Consider the following 19660-nt stretch of genomic DNA (forward strand, 5'->3'; position numbering starts at 1 on the left):
TAAACGCGCGAAGCCGTTCAACTCCTTCCGGCGAGCACTTCGGGCACTATCCGGACCGGGAACGGCCGCAGTGCCTCGAACGCCTCCGCTCCCGCGGCCTTGGCGACCTGGCGATAACTGCCGTCCTCGTCAAGTTCGAAGACCGTCAGTTCAGGTTCCGCCGGGTCGATCACCCAATAACTAGGTACGCGTAGCCGTTCGTAGAGCGCTTTCTTGGTGTTCAGGTCGTGAATCGACGTGCTCGGCGACAGGACCTCGACGGCGAGCACCGGCGGCACTGGGAGGTCTTTCGCGGTGAAGTCCTCGGTCCGGCCGACCAGCACATCCGGCTGCAGCTCGATCCGGTCGCCCACATGCACCGCGAACGGCGCACCGACCACGAACATGTCGTCCGGGCAGGCCGCGTAGAGCACGCCGTACAACTGATAGCTGATCGTCTGATGTCTCAAGCCAGGTGCGGGGCTCACGAGGAGCGTCCCGTCGATGAGTTCGTAACGGCGGCCATCATCCGGCATCCCCTCAAGGTCCCGCACCGTCATGGGACCGGACCCGGGCGGATTCTGGCTCTCCATCATGACCGTCATGGTGCTCTCCTTTCCCTGTTCGCGCCAGAGAATCCCTGTCGGCAATTGAGAACACCACTCGCCACCGACAAAAAACGGCGGCCCCGGAAACCCGGAGCCGCCATTCACCCGATGGTGGGCTACTTCTTGTTCTTCCCGTTGTCCTCAGTGGACAGTGCCGCGACGAAGGCTTCCTGCGGCACCTCCACCCGGCCGACGGTCTTCATCCGCTTCTTGCCTTCCTTCTGCTTCTCCAGCAGTTTCCGCTTCCGCGAGATGTCGCCGCCGTAGCACTTCGCCAGCACGTCCTTGCGGATGGCGCGGATCGTTTCGCGCGCGATGATGCGCGAGCCGATCGCGGCCTGGATCGGGACCTCGAACTGCTGGCGCGGAATCAGCTCGCGCAGCCGCGTCGCCATGCGGTTTCCGTAGTTGTACGCGGCGTCCTTGTGCACGATCGCGGAGAACGCGTCCACCGTCTCGCCCTGCAGCAAAATGTCGACCTTCACCAGGTCAGCCACCTGCTCGCCGGATTCCTCGTAGTCGAGCGACGCGTAGCCGCGCGTGCGCGACTTCAGCGTGTCGAAGAAGTCGAAGATGATCTCCGCCAGCGGGATCGTGTAGCGCAGTTCGACGCGGTCCTCGGACAGGTAGTCCATGCCCAGCAGCGTGCCGCGCTTCGCCTGGCACAGCTCCATGATCGTGCCCACGAATTCCGACGGCGCGAGGATGCTCACCTTTGACACCGGCTCGTGCACCTCGGAGATCTTGAGCCCGGTCGGCCAGTCCGACGGGTTCGTGACGACGACCTCGCTGCGGTCCTCCAGCACCACGCGATACACCACGTTCGGCGCGGTGGAGATCAGGTCGAGGCCGAACTCGCGCTCCAGCCGGTCCCGGGTGATCTCCAGGTGCAGCAGGCCGAGGAAGCCGCAGCGGAAGCCGAAGCCCAGCGCGACCGACGTCTCCGGCTCGTAGGTCAGCGCGGCGTCGTTGAGCTGCAGCTTCTCCAGCGCCTCGCGCAGTTCCGGATAGTCCGAGCCGTCCACCGGGTACAGCCCGGAGAACACCATCGGCTTCGGGTCGCGGTAGCCGGCCAGCGGCTCTTTCGCCCCGTTGCGCTCGGACGTCACGGTGTCGCCGACCTTCGACTGCCGCACGTCCTTCACGCCGGTGATCAGGTAGCCGACCTCGCCGACGCCGAGTCCCTTGCTGGCCTTCGGCTCCGGCGAGATGATCCCGACCTCGAGCAGTTCGTGCGTCGCGCCGGTGGACATCATCTTGATCTTCTCGCGCGGCGTGATCTTGCCGTCCACCACGCGGATGTAGGTGACCACGCCGCGGTAGGTGTCGTAGACCGAGTCGAAGATCATCGCGCGGGCGGGCGCGTCCGCGTCGCCGACCGGCGGCGGGACCTGGCGCACGCATTCGTCGAGCAGCTCGGTCACGCCCATGCCGGTCTTCGCCGACACGCGCAGCACGTCCGAGGGCTCGCAGCCGATGATGTGCGCGATCTCCGCCGCGTACTTCTCCGGGTCCGCCGAGGGCAGGTCGATCTTGTTCAGCACCGGGATGATGTGCAGGTCGTTCTCGAGCGCGAGGTACAGGTTCGCGAGCGTCTGCGCCTCGATCCCCTGCGCGGCGTCGACCAGCAGGATCGCGCCCTCGCACGCCTCGAGCGCCCGGGAGACCTCGTAGGTGAAGTCCACGTGGCCGGGCGTGTCGATCAGGTGCAGGACGTGGTCCTTGCCGTCCACCTGCCAGGGCAGCCGCACGTTCTGGGCCTTGATCGTGATGCCGCGTTCCCGCTCGATGTCCATGCGGTCGAGGTACTGCGCGCGCATGGCTCGCTCCTCGACGACGCCGGTGAGCTGCAGCATCCGGTCCGCCAGCGTCGACTTGCCGTGGTCGATGTGGGCGATGATGCAGAAGTTGCGGATCAACTCCGGCGGCGTGAAGGTGGTGTCGGCGAACGTCTTGGGCGCTGTCACTCGGGCTGTCCTCGGGATGGTGGGGGATGTCCGTACCCCATCGTCCCATGGACCTCCGGGTGCGGGTGGGGGTCATCCCCGATGCGGCCCCGCGCGTCTCGTGATGACCTCGAAGCATGAGCACTTCACCCTCCCCCTCGCCGCCCGGCCCCGGCGTCCTCGACGCCGCGCTCGACCGGGCGTTCGGCCATCCCAGCGGTCTGCTGGGCAGGCTCGGCGGCAAGCTGATGACGGTCGGCAACGCCGCGACCGAGCACCGGATCGTCGACCTGGCCCGCCTCGAACCCGACGAGACCGTCCTGGTCGTCGGCCCCGGTCCCGGGGTCGGCCTCGACGCGGCGAGCAGACTCGCCGGCGAGGTGATCGGCGTCGAACCCTCCCCGCAGATGCGCGAGCTCTGCACGGACCGCTGCGGCGACCGCGCCGAGGTGCGCGCGGGCGACGCGGCCCGGACCGGCTGCGAGGACGCGTCCGCGGACGTCGTGCTGACCGTGAACAACGTCCAGCTCTGGGAAGACCGCCCGGCGGCGTTCGCCGAGTTGTTCCGCGTGCTGCGGCCGGGTGGCCGCCTGCTGCTCTCGGCGCACGAGAAGTGGCTTCCGGTGACGCGGCACGAACTGGCCGGCGAAGCCGCCGCCGCGGGCTTCACCGACCTGCAGACCTGGACCTGGGACCCGCCGGGGTTCGCCGCGCTCGCCGCCCAGCTGCGGGCCGTGAAACCGGGCTAGCGCTGGTCTCGGCGCAGCGGGTGGTCCTCCGGGACCTCGACGAGCACGATCCGCAGCCCGTCCGGGTCGGCGATCCACGCCTCGTCGGTGCCCCACGGTTCGCGCCGGGCCTCGCGCACCGGCTCGACCCCGCGCCCGGCCAGTTCGGCCAGTGTCGCCGGGAGATCGCGGACCTGCAGGAACAGGTTGACGTCCGGACCGGGCCCAGCCTCGCCGGCGCCGACCACCTCGATCGACCCGCCGCCGGCGAAAAACCGAGTGCCGCCAGGGAACTCGCGCTCGATCGCGAGGCCGAGGACGTCGCGGTAGAACGCGGTGGACACCTCGTGGTCGCGGGGGTGGATCAGCACCCGGCTGCTCAGTACGTCCATGGCTCCTGCCTACCCGAGCCGCTCAGGCGACCGCAATCGCGGCGATCCCGGCCAGCACCACGAGCGATCCGGCGAGCCGGCGGACCGCGTTGCGCTCGCGGAGCACGAGCCAGGCGGCGACCCCGCCGAACACGATCGACAACTCCCGCGCCGGCGCGACGAGGCTGACCGGCGCGATCCGCAGGGCGTAGAGGACCAGCAGGTATCCGGCGGGCGACGCGAGTCCGACGATCAGCACCTCGCGCCGATGCTCCCGCCAGAGCCGCTTGATCTCGGACCGGCCGCGGGCCGCGGTCGGGGCCAGCAGAATGCTCTGTCCGAGCGCACCGCCGCCGAAGTAGACGAGCGGAGGGACCCCGAGCGAGGTCACTGAGTGCGCGTCCCAGAGCGTGTAAGCCGCGATGAACGTTCCGGTGGCGACGCCGTAGAACACGCCGGCGCGCCGGGCCTTCGCGTCGCCGGTGCTGCCGCCGAGGCTGATCACCAGGACGCCCGAGACGACCAGGAAAGCGCCGATCAGCCCGAGCACGCCGGGTCGTTCGCCCAGGACCAGCACGGCCACGAGCACCGACACCAGTGGCCCGGTGCCGCGGGCCAGCGGATAGACGATCGACAGGTCGCCGACCTCGTAGCCGCGCTGCAGCACGATCCCGTACCCCACGTGCAGCACCGCGGTGCCGAGCGCGGCGAACAGCCAGGTCCATTGTGGACGTTCGGGTTCGGCGGCCAGCGCGACCGCGATCACCGGGAGCATCCCCACGGCCGAAACCGTGTAGTACAGCCAGACGAAGCGCGGGCCGCCGCCGGAAACCTGTTTGGCGGCGAGGTTCCACGCGGCGTGCACGACCGCGGCGACGAGGACCATGGCGAGGGCTGTGGTGTTCATCCGGACCCTTTCAGGTTTTCAGCGCACGCTGAAGACCGGGTCCTCCAGGCTTTTGTCCCGTCAGATGAACGGCAGGGCTCGGTGTCCCGCCGAAGGTGCCGCTCGGACCAGTCCCGCCCGCCCTCGTTGTCTTCGCGACCCGCGGTGCGGGACCACGGGCAGGCGGCGGAACCCTAGGCACTACCGGAGCCCACCGTAACGGAGCCGCCGCCGGGGCGCCGGGCGATTTCCGGCTCCGGGGGCCTCATCGGGGCCCTCGCCGGGACTGCGAGCAGGGCTGTTAAGATTTTCGACTGTTGCCGTGCGGCATTCCGTCAGGGAGGAAACCCGGCAGTCCCCTCAGGACTGATCCGGAGCCACACGAACGCGGCAGCGACCTTCACCGAGTGAAAGAGGAACGCCTCCATGGCCAACATCAAGTCGCAGGTCAAGCGCATCACGACGAACGAGAAGGCGCGGCAGCGCAACCTGGCGATCCGGTCCTCGGTGAAGACCGCGATCCGCAAGTTCCGCGAGGCCGCCGAAGCCGGTGACAAGGACAAGGCCCTCGAACTGCAGCGCGACGCCGCTCGCAAGCTCGACAAGGCCGTCACCAAGGGCGTCATCCACGCCAACCAGGCCGCGAACAAGAAGTCGGCTCTCGCGAAGCGCGCGAACCAGCTCTGAGCGCAGTCTTCCCGGAAGGCCCGGCGGCTTCGGCTGCCGGGCCTTTTCCGTGTCCTGGATCGCAGGTCAGTTCGGTCGTTGGGGATGGTGCCGACGTTGGGGGTGGTGCCGTCGTTCGGAGCGGTGCCGTCGTTCAGCGCAACGCCGCCGTTCAGGGCCAGCACCGTCGTTCAGGGCAGCGCCGCCATTCGGGGCAGCGTCGTCGTTCAGGGCAGCACCGCCATTCAGGGCCAGCACCGTCGTTCAGGGCAGCGCCGCCATTCGGGGCAGCGTCGCCGTTCGGGCCAATGCCGCCGTTCGGGGCAGCGCCGTCGTTCGCGGCAGCGCCGTGATGCAGGGCGGTGATGCAGGGCGGTGCCGCTGTTCAGGGCCAGCACCGTCGGCGGGGCGGTGCCGTGGTTCGGGCCAGCAGCGTCGCGCTGCGCAGCACCGTCGCGTGAGCCAGCAGCGGATCGAACCCAGAACTCGGTGCCAGCCCATGGCCGCGGCTGCACCCCGCCCGGCGCAGCGGTCGCGAGGACATTCACCCCGGGCACCACAGCGGTCGAAGCTCCGCTGAGGCAGTCACGCCGATCGGGCGTCAGCGGTCCCCTTTGGCCGCGACCACGTCGAGGACCGCGCGCTGCAGGGCGTAGTTCGCATCGGCCGCGGCACCCTTGACCTCGGCGTTCAGCCGGGCCACGACGCGCATCGCGGTCGCCAGGCCGTCCTGCCCCCAGCCGCGCGACTGGCCTTGCGCCTTGCGGATCTTCCACGGCGGCATGCCCAGTTCGCCCGCCATCTGGTTCGGGTTTCCGCGCCCGGCCGCGGACACACGAGCGATCGTGCGGACCGCGTCGGCGAGCGCGTCGGCCACCAGCACATGCGGGACGCCCAGCTGCATCGCCCACTGCAGCGACTCCATCGCGGCGGCCCGGTCGCCGGCGACGGCCTTCTCCGCGACCGCGAAGCCGGTCACGTCGGCACGTCCGGTGTGGTAGCGGCGGACCGCCTGCTCGTCGACGACTCCCCCGGTGTCGGCGACCAGCTGGGTCGCCGCCGAGGACAGTTCGCGCAGGTCCGAGCCGACCGAGTCGAGCAGCGCCATCAGGCCCCCGGCATCGATCTTGCCGCCCGCGCGGCGCACCTCGTTGCGGACGAACGACTCGCGCTCGGCGGGCTTGGTGAGCTTCGGGCATTCGGTGATCTCCGCGCCCGCTTTTTTCAACGCGCCCGGCAGCGCCTTGGCCGCCTTGCTCCGCCCGCCGCCACTGTGCACGACCACGAGGACGATGCCGTCGGCCGGTGCCTTCGCGTACGCGAGGATCGCGTCGGACAGCTCCTGCGAGATGTCCTGCGCCGACTCCAGCACGATCACGCGCCCCTCGGCGAACAGCGACGGGCTCACCAGCTCGGCCAGCACCGGCGGTGTGAGATCGGACACCCGCATCCGCGTGAGGTCGGCCGTCGGGTCCGCGGCCCTGGCCGCGTCGAGGGACGCTCGCACAGCCCGTTCGATGAGCAGTTCTTCCTCGCCCGTGACGAGGTGCAGCGGCGCGGGTGCGGTGGTCACCCGGCCATCTTCTCACCCGGTCGGCGAGCCGTCCGCTCCGGTGATGTCGGCCGCCTCCGTGGCACGAGCTGATCGCGATGTCGTACGGTGTAGCCGAGGACGCGCCCGGCGGCGCTCCGACAACCGAATACCGCTCATCCAGAGGGGCAGAGGGAACGGCCCGACGAAGCCCCGGCAACCGGCGTGCAGCCTGTCATCCCGCGATCGCGGGGTAGCTGACGACCACGGTGCCAATTCCGGCCCGCTTCGGCGGGGCAGATGAGGAAAGGAACCTCGCGATGACTGCAGCCCTCAGCGCCACCTCCGCCAACAAGACGCTCGACCTCGGTCCGGCCGTCGAACTGGTGTCGAAGGAAGAAGGGCACCGGCAGCCGCTCGCTCCGGAATTCGTCTCCGTCGAAGACTTCTCGCCGCTTGAGGTCGCGTACGACTTCGGCCGCGTCCGCCGCGAGGACATCGAGGCGGGCCCGCGCAACATCTGGCGTTACAAGAAGCTCCTTCCCGTCCCCTCGACCGTCGAGGAGACTCCGAACACCGAACCCGGCTGTACCCGGCTCGTGCGCGCCGACCGGCTCGCGAAGGAGCTCGGCCTCAAGCGCGTGTGGGTCAAGGACGACACCGGCAACCCGACGCACTCGTTCAAGGACCGCGTGGTCGCCGTCGCGCTCGCGGCGGCCCGCGAGTTCGGCTTCGAGGTCCTCGCGTGTCCGTCGACCGGCAACCTGGCCAACGCGACGGCCGCCGCCGCGGCCCGCGCCGGCTGGCGGTCGGTCGTGCTGATCCCGAAGAGCCTCGAGCGCGCGAAGATCCTCACCACCGCGGTCTACGACGGCGACCTGATCGCCGTCGACGGCAACTACGACGACGTGAACCGGCTCGCCACCGAACTGGCCGCCGAGCACCCGAAGTGGGCGTTCGTGAACGTCAACGTCCGCCCGTACTACTCCGAGGGCTCGAAGACGCTCGCCTACGAGGTCGCCGAGCAGCTCGGCTGGCGCATCCCCGAGCAGATCGTCGTCCCGATCGCCTCCGGTTCCCAGCTCACCAAGGTGGACAAGGGTTTCCGCGAACTCGGCCAGCTCGGCCTCGTGGACGCCAGCCCGTACAAGGTGTTCGGCGCCCAGGCCACCGGCTGCTCGCCGGTCTCCACCGCGTTCCGCAACGGCCACGACGTGGTCCAGCCCGTCAAGCCGGACACGATCGCCCGCTCTCTCGCGATCGGCAACCCGGCCGACGGCCCGTACGTGCTCGACGTGGTCAACCGCACCGGCGGCGCGATCGAGGACGTCACCGACGAAGAGGTCGTCGAAGGCATCCGGCTGCTCGCGCGCACCGAAGGCATCTTCACCGAGACGGCCGGCGGCGTCACCGTGGCGACCGCGAAGAAGCTCGTCGAAACCGGCAAGCTCGACCCGGACGCCGAAACCGTCCTCCTCATCACCGGCGACGGCCTCAAGACCCTCGACGCGGTCGAGAACCACGTCGGCCCGAAGGCCACCGTGCCGCCGTCCGCCGAAGCCGTCGCCAAGGCGCTCGGCTACTGACGCACCGGCCCGGGGTCCGCCGCCCTACCGCGGCGGACCCCGCGGCTCGCCCCGGCGCACGACCGCCGGTCCGCTCCCTCCCGGCACGACCGCGGTGTCACCGTCCACGTCGGTCCGCGTGACCAGCACTCCCATCGTGCCGAGAACGTCCACTGTGGACTTGCTCGGGTGCCCGTATCCGTTTCCCGCGCCGACGCTGATCAGCGCCGTGCGCGGCCGCACCGCCGCGAGAAACTGCGGCAGCGAATACCTGGAGCCGTGGTGCGGCACCTTCAGGACGTCCGCCCGCACATCGACGCCTTCGGCGAGCAGATCCGCCTGCGCGGCCAGCTCGACGTCTCCAGTCAGCAGAACCCGGCCCGCTGAAGTGTCGGCGCGCAGGACGACCGAACTGTTGTTGATCATCGTGCCGTCCTGCAACGCCGGAGCCCGGGTGGTGGCGTAGCGCGGCCCGAGCACCTCCAGCGACAACCCCGGCCATTCCAGCCGCTGCCCTTCGCTCAACTGCGCCAACGGCACGCCACGACGCCGCGCCTCCCCGGCAACCGACTGCCACGCCCACGCCGGAGCACGCCCCGGCCCGACCGCGATCGCGCCGACTGCCCGTCCGTCGAATACCGACGCGAGACCGCCGATGTGATCCGCGTGGAGATGGCTCAGCACGAGCAGCGGCACCCGTTCGACACCCAGCCTCCGCAGGCATTCGTCGACCGGCCCTGGTTCCGGCCCGGTGTCGACGACCACGGCGCGGCCGGGCTCGGCGGTGGCCAGAACGACCGCGTCTCCTTGCCCGACATCGCATTCCACCATCGCCCAGCCGCCCGGCGGCCAGCCCGGCGCCAGGACTTTGGCCGGCACGACTGTCAGCAGCACGACGACCAATCCGATCGCCACGAGCAGCCGGAGCCTGCGAAACCGTGCTGCCACCACCACGACGACCAACACCGCCGCCGCGCACAGTCCGCCCCACCAGCCGCCGGGCCATGACAGCGCGGCGCCAGGCGCTCTCGCGCCATGCCGGGCGACGGTGATCAGCCATCGCGCTTCCGGATCCGCCAACCGGATCAGCAACTGCCCCGCACCCGGCCACCATGGCCCGACGACGGTAGCCAGCACACCCAGCACCGTGACCGGCGCGACCACCGGCGCGGCAAGGACGTTGGTGACGACCGAGACCAAGCTGACCGTGCCCGCCATCCCGGCGATCACCGGTGCGGTGACGACGAAGGCGGCCAGCGGCACCGCGAGGCCTTCGGCGTACCCGGGCGGAATTCCCCTCCGCACCAGCGAATCCGCCCAGCGCGGCGCGATCAGCACCAGCCCTGCCGTCGCGAGGACGGAGAGCGCGAAACCGAAGTTCCCCGCCATCGTCGGGTCCCAGGCCACCAGTACGCACACTGCGAAGGCCAATGCGGGCAACGCGGAACCGCGTCGTCCCAAGGCCAGCGCGAGCAAGCCGATGCCGCCCATGACGCCAGCCCGCACGACACTCGGTTCCGGCCCGACCAGGACGAGGAATCCCGCCAGACAGGCTCCGGCCGCCGCTGCGGAAAACCGCGGGCCTGCCCGGACCAACCGGCACAGCAGCAAGACAGCTCCGCCGATGATGACGAGGTTTCCACCGCTCACCGCCATCAAGTGGGTGAGCCCGGAGGCTTTGAACTCTCCCTCGACCCGTTGCGGCAACGCGCTCGTGTCACCCAGCACCAGTCCGGGCAGCAGGCCAGCTGGTTCCTCCGGCAGAATCGCGCACAGCGAATGCAGGCTGTTCCGCAGGGCCGCTGCTGCGCGCTGCCACCACGGTGCTGGCCCGACGTCGATTGGGGCGGCACGGACGGAGAGCACTGCGACGGTCAACTCGCCGCTGCGTGCGGGCATGAGCCGTCCGGACGTGGTCGCCTCCTGGCCGGGCAGCAAGCTGCTCCATCCGGCGACCGGCGCCAGCAAGAGGGCCCGTCCGGTCGATTCGACTGTGCGACCGTCGACTGTGGCCTTGAGGACTTGGGCGGGAATCGCCACTGACCGGGTGCCTGCTTGCTGGTCGGCGTAGCCAGCTTGGTGGATCGGGCGCGGGCGCTCGCTGATCTCAACGCGCAGCGTCGCTGTCCCGCCGCGGGCAGCAGCGGCTCCCAGCGAATCGGATGCTGCGTCGCGGATGCGCATGGCGGTCGGGACGGCAGCGACCAGCCCGATCAACAACAGCGCTCCCCCAGCACCGAGGTATCGGGAACGGCCGCGCGCCAGGAGCACTGCCGCGACGAGGACCGCTGCAGCTCCAACCAGGGTCGCGACCCACCAACCCCTTTGCAGTCCGGCGAGGGTGGCCGCCCATCCGGCGACGGCGGCGGGGACAAGCCGGAAATCGTGGTCACGCCGCGACCGGTCCTCGGTTTCCAGCTTCATCCGACGGTCACCTGCTCGCGGAGCTTCTCGAATTTGCTCTGGCCGATGCCGTCGACGTCGCGGAGTTGTTCGACGCTGGAGAAGCCTCCGTGCTGGGTGCGCCAGTCCGTGATGCGCCGGGCGGTGACCGCGCCGACGCCGGGGAGGCTGTCGAGTTGTTCAGGGGTCGCGGAGTTCAGGTCGATTTTGCTGGCCGCGGCTCCTGAGCCGGCCGGTGCGGTCTGGGCGGCAGGGACGCCGACTGCCAACTGCTCGCCGTCGGTGAGTTTGCGCGCGAGGTTCAGGGTGGTCAGGTCGACGCCCGGGTTGGCGCCACCTGCCGCGCGAAGGGCGTCGGCGACGCGGGACCCGGACGGTACGGTGACGAGTCCTGGCGAACGCACGTGGCCGACCACGCTGATGACCAGGTTCTCGTTGGCTTTGGACGCGTGCGGCACTTGTGCCCGGGCGGCCGGGAGCGGCGGGGCGATCTCGGCCGCGGGCGAGCGGCCGAAGACGGCGAAGCCGCCGGCGATGACCGCGGCGGCGGCCAGCAAGGCCAGGGCGAAGAGCACTCCTCGGCGGCCCAGGAAGCCGGGCAGGCCGGCGGAGCCCGGGAGCCAGCGGCGGATCAGGCGGTGTTCGGTGTGTTCGGGCAGCCAGCTGCGGACTAGTTTGCCGCCGGGCAGTTGGCTCTCCGGCGGGGGCGGGTTGTCGGCGAGCGCGGACAGCCGGGATGCCAGGCCAGTGGGCGGCATGAGTGGTGAGCTGCCCGCTTCGGACGTCGGCTGACCGTCCAGAAGTGGGGCGTTGTCGGCAATTGCAGACAGCCGGGGCTTCCGGCCCGTGGTTCGCGGGCGCGGCATCGAGTTCGGTGCGCTGCTTTCCGTGCCTGCGCCGCCCGCGAGTGCCGCCGACTGGCCTTCCAGAAGCGGCGAGCTGTCCGCAACTGCAGACAAGCGACCAGTGATTTCCGGGCTTGACATCGACTCGCGGGCCGCGTCACCCGTCCCTTCCCGCAGGCTGTCGACACCTGCGGACAGCCGGTGTGGTGCTCCCCCGCCCTGGGTCTGCGGCACGGGCTCTCCGCCAGGCACTTCCGTGCCCGCGAACGGCTGGCCGTCTGCAGGTGAAGACACACTCGCCCGGTCGCGCGCGGATCGGCCCGCGCGGCCGACGGACAGCCAGCGGCGGGCCGGCCGGCTGCCGGGTCCGGCGTGGTGCGAGACCGCGGCCAGCTGGTCGGCCAGCCAGGTGAGCCTGACGTTGACGGGGGTGCCCTGGTCTCGGGCGGACTGCTCGAACACACGATCGACGCTAGGCGTCGGCCGATCCGGCGGCGAGGGCGTTTCGCGCGATCTGTGGACAACCCGCCCCTTGGGGACAACTCTGCCGTCCCCGCCCGAAGCGCGCCGAGAATTGTCGGGGACCGCGGTCATACTGGCGGGTTCGGCCTGCGGCACCGGTGCTCGAAAAGGGTTCGCACCTGCCGCGATCATCCGCTAGACCTGGCAAGCAGCCGTCGAACGGGAGCATGCCGCAGCCTTGAACCACACCGACCTGACCTTGCGCGCGGTCTCCGGACCGGGAGAACTCGATCTCTTCTGCCAGCTCACCTACGCCCTCGACGATGAACTCGCCGACGACCTCGCCACTAGCCGACGCAGGCCCGAGTGGATGTGGGTCGCGCTTCGCGGAGGAGAACTCGTCGCCAGGGCCGCGTGGTGGGGCCGCCCCGGGCAGGCTGCGCCGTTTCTGCTGGACGTTTTCGATCTCGAAGACGTAGCAGCCGGCGCATCGCTGCTCCGGAGCGCGCTGGCGGCGATTCTGCCCGCCGGTGCCCGGCCTCCGGCCTACCACCGGATAGTCCCGACGGAATGGCGCGAAGAACCAGGAACCCGGAGCATGGTCGAAGACCGGATGAACGCGCTCGAACAGACCGGTGCGCGGTTGCTCGCGGAGCGACTGCGCTTCGAGTGGCAGCCAGGCACTTCAGTCGTCCCGACGGGAAACCGGTTGGTCTTCCGGAAGATCCGCGACGAGGACGAGGTTCTCGACTTGATGACCCGCGTCCTGGCCGGGACCCTCGACGCCCACAGCCGCGACAACCTGACCCGGATGTCCGCCCGTGCCGCGGCGATCCGGCACTACGAGGACGAACTGGCGCACTACCGCAGCCCCAGGGACGGGTGGCGGGTCGCCACGCTGCCCGACGGCACGCCGATCGGGTTCGTCACGCCAGCACGCAACGATTACCACCCCGTCATCGGGCACCTCGCCGTTGTCCCCGAGCATCGCGGCAACGGCTACCTCGACGACATTCTCGCCGAGGGCACCCGAATTCTTGCCGCGCAACAGGTGCCCCGCATCCGGGCGGCGACGGATCTCGGCAACGTCCCGATGGCGAACGCGTTCCGGCCTGCCGGGTATGTCAACTTCGAGCGCACGATCACCATGTCCTGGCCGTGATCCGAATGAAGCCATGGGAACGCGCGGTCGCCCACATCGCGACAATGGCCGCTGGTGAGCCAGCGGATCCGACCTGGCGGGTCACCTTGCATTTCCACCCGGACCGACTGGTCGGCGGGGTGCCGATCCTGGAACGCATGGCGCGAGACGGCCGGTATCGCTCGCAGTTCGAGACCGGCGTCAGCAACGGCGGGCTGACCGCGTATCCAGGAGGAGACCGCTCGCGCTGGGAAAGCCGGTTGTTCGGCGGCGCCTACGACGAGGCTGCCGCGGCGCACCGGCCGAAGTACGGGTCGCTGAACTTCCGCGCCCGCAAGACCGGCGGCTCACCGCGGTTCGGTTCGGCACATTTGCGGCTCGCCCGGCACACCCTGTCCCGAACGACTTTCACCTATCCGGACAGTGTCTTCGAGCCGACCTCCTTCGGCGTCGAAGCGCATCTGTCTGAGCTGGTGGCGATGGCCGAGGCGGACGACAAAGACCTGCTCGACGACTACATCGAAGCGCAGGTGCACGGAGAGGTGGACCTGGCTCGGGATGTCGAAGCGCTGGTGCTCGATCCGTCCTACCGAGGAACGGAAATCGAGGCGGCGGCCCGAAAACTCGGGCGAGTCGAATGGCACGCAGGCTTCCGGCTCACCACCGCGGAGCTGCTCCGGCACCCTGATTACCGAGGACCGGAGTACACCGCGCTCGGTGCCGAACTGGCCGAGAACGGACAACTCGACCCGCGGATACTCGGGAAAGCCACCGGCCAGGACATGCAAGATCTCAAGCGCGTCTGGCACCTTCTCGCGCGGTTCGGCAACCAGGAACTCGGCTAGGCGCGCTGCACCACCACACCGAGCACGCCAGGCCCGGTGTGCGCGCCGATGACCGCGCCGATTTCCGACACCACGCATCCCCCGGCGCACCCCGGAATCGCTTCCTCGAGCCGGTTGGCCAGTTCGACGGCCCGCTCCGGCGAGGCCAGGTGATGCACCGCCAGCTCGACCGGTCCGGTGCCCGCCGCCCGCACGGAAAGCTCGACCAACCGCGCGATCGCCCGGTTCATCGTGCGGACTTTCTCCAGCGGCAGGATCCGGCCGTCGGACATGTGCAGCACCGGTTTCACCGCCAGCGCGGTGCCGAGCAACGCCGCGGCCGAGCCGATCCGGCCGCCGCGGCGCAGGTGTTCCAGCGTCTCGACCACGAACAACGTCGACGACCGTTCCGCCGCTTTCGTCGCGGCCGCTTCGACTTCGGCCGGGCTCGCTCCAGAAGCGGCGGCGTCCGCGGCGTGCAGGGCGGCGAAGCCCAATCCCATCGCTGTGGTGCGGGAATCGACGACGCGGACCCGATCGGAACCGACTTCCTCCGCGGCCAGAACGGCGGCTTCCCAGGTGCCTGACAGTTCGCGCGACAGGTGCACGGACACGACCGCGTCGGCGCCCGCGTCGAGCGCGGCCCGGAATTCGGCGGCGAACTCGGCCGGCGTGGGCCGGGAAGTGGTGACGAGCTTGCGCTCCCCCAGCGCTTCCGCGAGCGCGGCGGGGCCCATTTCGACGCCGTCGAGCGAGCACACGCCTTCTACGAGGACATGCAGGGGCACCACCCGCACCGAGTGCCGCTCGGCGAAGCCTTCGGGCAGGTGCGCGGTGGAATCCGTGACCACGGCGACCGACACGTCGTCAGCCTACGTTGCCGAGGCCGAGGTGCGGGGCAACGAGTTTCGCCATCGCCGTGCCGACCGCTTCGTGTCCGGCCCATCCCCAGTGCATGCCGTCGGGATTTCCCGCGCCGCTCAAGACATGTTCGCCAACGACGCCGGGCGTGTCGAGCAAGGGCACTTCGCGTCGCGCGGCCCACGAAGCGAGCGCTTCGGCCGCTTCAGCGCGTCCTGTGTGTACGCGCCCGTACGCGTCAGCGCGGTGTACCGAAGGCAGCATCCCAAATATCGGCAACTCAGGCCGCAACGCACGCAACGCTTCGACGGACTGGTCGAGATAGCGCACGCTCAGCCGGGCGGGAAGGACGCGAGGACGACCGCGCATCACGACAGACAACCGTGGCTGCGCAGCAAGATAAGCGCCGCGTACAACGCGACGCACGCCGTCGGGGCGAAGGTAGCGAAGTCCCTGACGCAAGTACGTCGGCAACGGCGACGGCAGCGTGTCCATGTGACCGACAGCGAGCACGACAGCGTCAACGCGGCGCAGATCCGCCCACACGCGCGGGTCGCCGGTGAGGGACCACCACAGGTCGCGCGCGGTCCAGCCGATGCCAGCGACGAGATCGGCTTGCCCGGACAGCGCATTCGCGGCGACGTTCGGCCACAGGCGCGGATCGTCGGCCGCGCAAGGGCCCTCGGGGCCGTGGAAACAGAGGGAATCGCCGAAGACGAGCAGCTGCGGGCTCATCGGGTCAGCCGGTGATGCCCGCGTTGTACGCGTGCAACCGCCACTTCCCCTCGCGGTGGCCGAGGTCGACCCAGTGGCAGTTCATGATCCCGCCGAGCGACGGCCAGACCTCGACCGGGAGGCCGAGCAGCTTCGCGGTCAGCGCGAGGATCAGGCCGCCGTGCGAGGCGAGCAGGACCGATTCCCCGGCTCCGGAGTTCGGCTGCATCAAATCGTCGACCACCTCGGCGGCGCGTTCGGCCACCTCGACCCGGGACTCGCCGCCCGGCGGCGCCCAGGCGGCGTCGGAGCGCCACAGCTCGCGGTCGCCGGGGTAGGCCTCGTCGACCTCGGCCCCGGTCAGGCCCTGCCATTCGCCGAGATGCGTCTCGCGCAGCCGCTTGTCGATCTGCAGCGGCACGCCGATCGCCTCGGTGAGCACCGTCGCGGTGTCGGTGGCGCGGCGCAGGTCGGAGGCGATCACCAGCTCCGGCGCGAACCGCGCGAGCGCGGGCACGGCGAACCGCGCCTGGTTCCAGCCGACCGGGGTCAGCGCCGAATCGAGGTGTCCCTGCATGCGGCCGGCGGCGTTGTAGTCCGTCTCGCCGTGCCGCCAGAGCAGCAGCCGCCGCGGGCTCACGCCTCCGGACCGTCCGCGTCGCCGGTGTCGTCGGCGGGGACCGTCGCCAGCCCTTCGACCTCGATTCGCGGGCAGTCCTTCCACAGCCGCTCGAGGCCGTAGAACGAGCGCTCGTCCGCGTGCTGGACGTGCACGACGACGTCGACGTAGTCGAGCAGCACCCAGCGGCCCTCGCGGGCGCCTTCGCGCCGCACCGGCTTGTGCCCCTCGATGCGGAGCTTTTCCTCCACGTTGTCGACGATCGCGCCGACCTGCCGCTCGTTCGCCGCAGACGCGATCACGAACGCGTCGGTGATCACGAGCTGCTCGGACACGTCCAGGACGACCACGTCGCTGGCCAGCTTGTCCGCCGCCGCGTGCGCGGCCGCCACCGCCAGGTCCCGTGCCTCGGACGTCGCTGCCACAGTGCTCCTTCGGATTTCGGGTACGCCCGGACGAGGGTACCCGGTCAGGCGTCGGCGTCCTTGCGGTAGAGGTCCTTCTTGGCGATGTAGCGCACAACGCCGTCGGGCACGAGGTACCAGACCGGCTCGCCGCGCTCGACGCGTTCGCGGCAGCCGGTGGACGAGATGGCCATGGCGGTGACCTCGACCAGGCTCACCTTGCCGCTCGGCAGATGGTGCGAGTTGAGCCGGTAGCCCGGGCGGGTGACGCCGATGAAATGCGCGAAGTCGAACAGCTCGTCGGCCTTGTGCCAGGTGAGGATCTGCTCGAGGGCGTCGGCCCCGGTGATGAAGAACAGCTCGTCGTCCGGGTACTCCTCGTGCAGGTCCCGCAGCGTGTCGACGGTGTAGGTCTGGCCGCCGCGGTCGATGTCGACCCGGCTCACCGAGAAGACCGGGTTGGACGCGGTGGCGATGACCGTCATCAGGTAGCGGTCCTCGGCGCGCGTGACGCGGCGGCCGGACTTCTGCCACGGCTGCCCGGTCGGCACGAAGATGACCTCGTCGAGCGCGAACCGCGACTGGACCTCGCTGGCCGCGACGAGGTGGCCGTGGTGCACGGGGTCGAAGGTGCCGCCCATGACCCCGATCCGGCGTGGTGACATAGCCGGTGAGCCTATACGCGCGGGCACGCGAGGGCTTCCCGTCGCGGCTGCGACCTAGGTTACGGTTGTGACATGAGTCACATAACTCTGCGTCTCCGGCTGGAAACTGTCCGTTCGGACGCGGGCGGCTCCGGAATTGTCGGAGGCATGGGGTAGACCGGGGGACGTGGACACCACCGATACCACCCCAGACCTCCGGACCCGCGCGGAGACCCTGCTCCGCGCGCTCGCCGGAGACGACGCCGCCCTCCGAGAAGACCAGTGGACCGCCATCGAGGCACTGGTCGCGCACCACCGGCGCGCGCTCGTCGTGCAGCGCACCGGATGGGGGAAGTCGGCCGTGTACTTCCTGGCCACCGCGCTGCTGCGGGAACAGGGAGCGGGACCGACGGTCATCGTGTCGCCGCTGCTCGCCCTGATGCGCAACCAGATCTCCGCCGCCGCCCGGGCGGGCATCCACGCGGCCACCATCAACTCGGCGAACGCGCAGGAGTGGGACCAGGTCCAGGCGTCGGTTGCCGCGGGCGAGGTGGACGTGCTGCTGGTCAGCCCGGAGCGGTTGAACAACCCGGATTTCCGCGACAGCGTGCTGCCGAAGCTCACCGCCAGCGCCGGCCTGCTGGTGGTGGACGAGGCGCATTGCATTTCCGACTGGGGTCACGATTTCCGGCCGGACTACCGGCGGCTGCGCACGCTGCTGGGCGACCTGCCCGAAGGCGTGCCGGTGCTGGCCACCACCGCGACCGCGAACGACCGGGTGGCCACGGACGTCGCCGAGCAGCTCGGGATCGGCGGCGAGACGGACACGCTCGTCCTGCGCGGCCCGCTCGACCGGGAAAGCCTGCGGCTGGCCGTGGCCGAACTGCCCAGCGACGAGGCCCGGCTGGCCTGGCTCGCCGAGCACCTGGCGGAGCTGCCGGGGTCGGGCATCATCTACACGCTCACCGTCGCCGCCGCGCACGACGTCACCGCGCTGCTGTCCGACCGCGGCTATCCGGTGGCCGCCTACACCGGGAAAACCGATCCGGCCGACCGCCAGGCCGCGGAGGACGACCTGCTGGCCAACCGGGTCAAGGCGCTGGTGGCGACGTCGGCGCTCGGCATGGGGTTCGACAAGCCGGACCTCGGGTTCGTGGTGCACCTCGGCGCGCCGTCGTCGCCGATCGCCTACTACCAGCAGGTCGGCCGAGCCGGCCGCGGCGTCGAGCGGGCCGAGGTGGTGCTGCTTCCCGGGCGGGAGGACAAGGCGATCTGGGCGTATTTCGGGTCGCTGGCGTTCCCGGACGAACTGCGCGTCACGCAGGTGCTCAACGCGCTCGCGTACGCCGACCGTCCACTTTCGACAGCCGCGCTCGAGCCGTCGGTCGAGCTTTCCCGGTCGCGGCTGGAGATGGTGCTGAAGGTGCTCGATGTGGACGGTGCGGTGCGCCGGGTGCGCGGCGGCTGGGAAAGCACCGGGCAGCCGTGGGAGTACGACCGGGAACGGTACGAGCGCGTCGGTGTCGCACGGGCGGCCGAGCAGGAGGCGATGCTCGGGTACATCCGCACCGCCGGGTGCCGGATGGAGTATCTGCGGCGGCAGCTCGACGATCCGGAGGCAGCGCCGTGCGGCCGGTGCGACAACTGCACCGGGGAGCACTGGAGCACGGCGGTGTCCGAGGAAATCGCGGGTGCCACGCGGGAACGGCTGGACCGGCCCGGGGTCGAGGTGGCGCCGCGCAAGCAATGGCCGAGCGGGATGAAAGGGCTCGACGTGCCGCTGTCGGGCCGGATCAAGACGGAAGAGCAAGCCGAGCCGGGACAGGTGCTGGGCCGGCTCACGGACGTCGGCTGGGGCGGCCGGCTGCGCGAGTTGCTCGGCCCGGGCGCGCCGGACGCCGAGGTCCCCGACTCGGTGTTCGACGCGTGCGTGAAGGTGCTCGCGGGATGGCAGTGGGCGCGACGTCCGGTGGCGGTGGTGGCGATCCCGTCGGCGACGCGACCGCAACTGGTCGACAGCCTCGCACTGCGGCTGTCGGCGATCGGCCGGCTGGATTACCTGGGAGAGCTGGCGTCGGCCGGACCACCGCCGCGGCAAGCGAACAGCGCGCAACGACTGGCCGATTTGTGGCGGAGGCTGAGCCTCCCGGAGGACGTGGCGGCGAGCGTCGCGCAGACCCGCGGGCCGGTGCTGCTGGTGGACGACCTGATCGACACCGGCTGGACGATGACCCTGGCAGCCCGGCTGCTGCGCCGGGCCGGGGCGGAGGAGGTGCTGCCGTTCGCGTTGGCGACTACTGCTTGAGATGCGCTCGGGCCGGGTGGTCTCGCGGGGCTTCCGTGACTGGGCGGTCTAGCGAGCCACTGTGACTGGGCGGTCAGGTGAGGCCGGGGGCCGGGGGCCTGGGTGGTCTGGCGAGGCGAGCGGCCGGAGGCCTGGGTGGTCTGGCGAGGCGAGCGGCC

At 70.4% G+C, this 19660-nt stretch carries 18 protein-coding genes and 1 riboswitch; of the genes, 6 read left to right on the forward strand and 12 right to left on the reverse strand.

Annotation, left to right across the window (positions count from 1 at the left end):
• Positions 1 to 17 precede the first annotated feature (17 nt).
• Both L942_RS19955 and lepA read right to left on the reverse strand, forming a co-directional pair.
• On the reverse strand, positions 18 to 584 hold the full coding sequence (locus L942_RS19955) for a Uma2 family endonuclease (RefSeq protein ID WP_037362521.1): 567 nt from the start codon (positions 582 to 584) through the stop codon (positions 18 to 20).
• Between the two features lie 119 nt (positions 585 to 703).
• Entirely contained in the window at positions 704 to 2554 is a 1851-nt protein-coding gene (lepA, locus tag L942_RS19960; RefSeq protein WP_037362523.1) for a translation elongation factor 4, read from the reverse strand.
• A 116-nt stretch (positions 2555 to 2670) separates the two neighbouring features.
• Here lepA and L942_RS19965 point away from each other — a divergent pair, with 116 nt between their 5' ends.
• The gene (locus L942_RS19965; protein ID WP_037362524.1) at positions 2671 to 3282 is read left to right on the forward strand and encodes a class I SAM-dependent methyltransferase; all 612 of its coding nucleotides are present in this window, start codon (positions 2671 to 2673) and stop codon (positions 3280 to 3282) included.
• Here L942_RS19965 and L942_RS19970 read toward each other — a convergent pair.
• Together L942_RS19970 and L942_RS19975 are read right to left on the reverse strand one after the other, a co-directional pair.
• Complete coding sequence (locus L942_RS19970) at positions 3279 to 3653, reverse strand: VOC family protein (RefSeq protein ID WP_037362526.1); 375 nt, start codon at positions 3651 to 3653, stop codon at positions 3279 to 3281. The genes L942_RS19965 and L942_RS19970 overlap by 4 nt on opposite strands.
• 22 nt (positions 3654 to 3675) lie before the next feature.
• A complete protein-coding gene (locus L942_RS19975) occupies positions 3676 to 4539 on the reverse strand; it encodes a DMT family transporter (RefSeq protein WP_037362528.1) in 864 nt (287 codons plus the stop codon).
• A 405-nt stretch (positions 4540 to 4944) separates the two neighbouring features.
• Here L942_RS19975 and rpsT point away from each other — a divergent pair, with 405 nt between their 5' ends.
• Positions 4945 to 5205: a 30S ribosomal protein S20 gene (gene rpsT / locus L942_RS19980; RefSeq protein ID WP_009081037.1), complete on the forward strand. Its 261-nt coding sequence runs from the start codon at positions 4945 to 4947 to the stop codon at positions 5203 to 5205.
• 580 nt (positions 5206 to 5785) lie between these two features.
• Here the strand turns inward: rpsT and holA are convergent.
• Positions 5786 to 6757, reverse strand: coding sequence for a DNA polymerase III subunit delta (gene holA, locus L942_RS19985; RefSeq protein ID WP_037362530.1), 972 nt, complete (start codon positions 6755 to 6757; stop codon positions 5786 to 5788).
• A gap of 131 nt (positions 6758 to 6888) precedes the next feature.
• Positions 6889 to 7022: riboswitch (SAM riboswitch) on the forward strand.
• Positions 7023 to 7035: 13 nt separating this feature from the next.
• Between holA and thrC the strand changes: the two genes are divergently transcribed.
• On the forward strand, positions 7036 to 8301 hold the full coding sequence (gene thrC / locus L942_RS19990) for a threonine synthase (protein WP_037362532.1): 1266 nt from the start codon (positions 7036 to 7038) through the stop codon (positions 8299 to 8301).
• Between the two features lie 24 nt (positions 8302 to 8325).
• On the opposite strand, the gene L942_RS19995 is transcribed toward thrC, so the two are convergent.
• Together L942_RS19995 and L942_RS20000 are read right to left on the reverse strand one after the other, a co-directional pair.
• A complete protein-coding gene (locus L942_RS19995) occupies positions 8326 to 10704 on the reverse strand; it encodes a ComEC/Rec2 family competence protein (RefSeq protein ID WP_037362534.1) in 2379 nt (792 codons plus the stop codon).
• Positions 10701 to 11441, reverse strand: coding sequence for a ComEA family DNA-binding protein (locus L942_RS20000; RefSeq protein ID WP_037362536.1), 741 nt, complete (start codon positions 11439 to 11441; stop codon positions 10701 to 10703). The genes L942_RS19995 and L942_RS20000 overlap by 4 nt, the downstream gene beginning before the upstream one ends.
• Before the next feature lie 787 nt (positions 11442 to 12228).
• Between L942_RS20000 and L942_RS20005 the strand changes: the two genes are divergently transcribed.
• Both L942_RS20005 and L942_RS20010 read left to right on the forward strand, forming a co-directional pair.
• Positions 12229 to 13152: a GNAT family N-acetyltransferase gene (locus L942_RS20005; RefSeq protein WP_037362538.1), complete on the forward strand. Its 924-nt coding sequence runs from the start codon at positions 12229 to 12231 to the stop codon at positions 13150 to 13152.
• A 5-nt stretch (positions 13153 to 13157) separates the two neighbouring features.
• The gene (locus L942_RS20010) at positions 13158 to 13976 is read left to right on the forward strand and encodes a DUF3626 domain-containing protein (protein ID WP_081655138.1); all 819 of its coding nucleotides are present in this window, start codon (positions 13158 to 13160) and stop codon (positions 13974 to 13976) included.
• On the opposite strand, the gene L942_RS20015 is transcribed toward L942_RS20010, so the two are convergent.
• From L942_RS20015 to nadD, 5 genes are read right to left on the reverse strand one after another with little or no spacing between them, the layout of a single operon-like run.
• The gene (locus L942_RS20015) at positions 13973 to 14818 is read right to left on the reverse strand and encodes a DegV family protein (protein ID WP_037362540.1); all 846 of its coding nucleotides are present in this window, start codon (positions 14816 to 14818) and stop codon (positions 13973 to 13975) included. The two genes, L942_RS20010 and L942_RS20015, sit on opposite strands and share 4 nt — an antisense overlap.
• Positions 14819 to 14822: 4 nt before the next feature.
• A complete protein-coding gene (gene octT, locus L942_RS20020; RefSeq protein WP_037362542.1) occupies positions 14823 to 15551 on the reverse strand; it encodes a diglucosylglycerate octanoyltransferase in 729 nt (242 codons plus the stop codon).
• Between the two features lie 4 nt (positions 15552 to 15555).
• On the reverse strand, positions 15556 to 16170 hold the full coding sequence (locus tag L942_RS20025; RefSeq protein WP_037362544.1) for a histidine phosphatase family protein: 615 nt from the start codon (positions 16168 to 16170) through the stop codon (positions 15556 to 15558).
• A complete protein-coding gene (gene rsfS, locus L942_RS20030; protein ID WP_037362547.1) occupies positions 16167 to 16574 on the reverse strand; it encodes a ribosome silencing factor in 408 nt (135 codons plus the stop codon). Before rsfS ends, L942_RS20025 begins: the two co-directional genes overlap by 4 nt.
• 44 nt (positions 16575 to 16618) lie before the next feature.
• Positions 16619 to 17218 (reverse strand): nicotinate-nucleotide adenylyltransferase, encoded by a 600-nt coding sequence (gene nadD, locus L942_RS20035; RefSeq protein WP_081655139.1) that lies wholly within the window; start codon positions 17216 to 17218, stop codon positions 16619 to 16621.
• 166 nt (positions 17219 to 17384) lie between these two features.
• On the opposite strand from nadD, the gene L942_RS20040 reads away from it, so the two are divergent.
• The gene (locus tag L942_RS20040; RefSeq protein ID WP_037362551.1) at positions 17385 to 19502 is read left to right on the forward strand and encodes a RecQ family ATP-dependent DNA helicase; all 2118 of its coding nucleotides are present in this window, start codon (positions 17385 to 17387) and stop codon (positions 19500 to 19502) included.
• Positions 19503 to 19660 lie beyond the last annotated feature (158 nt).

The organism is Amycolatopsis orientalis DSM 43388 (assembly GCF_000411975.1).
GTDB classification, from domain to species: domain Bacteria; phylum Actinomycetota; class Actinomycetes; order Mycobacteriales; family Pseudonocardiaceae; genus Amycolatopsis; species Amycolatopsis orientalis_D.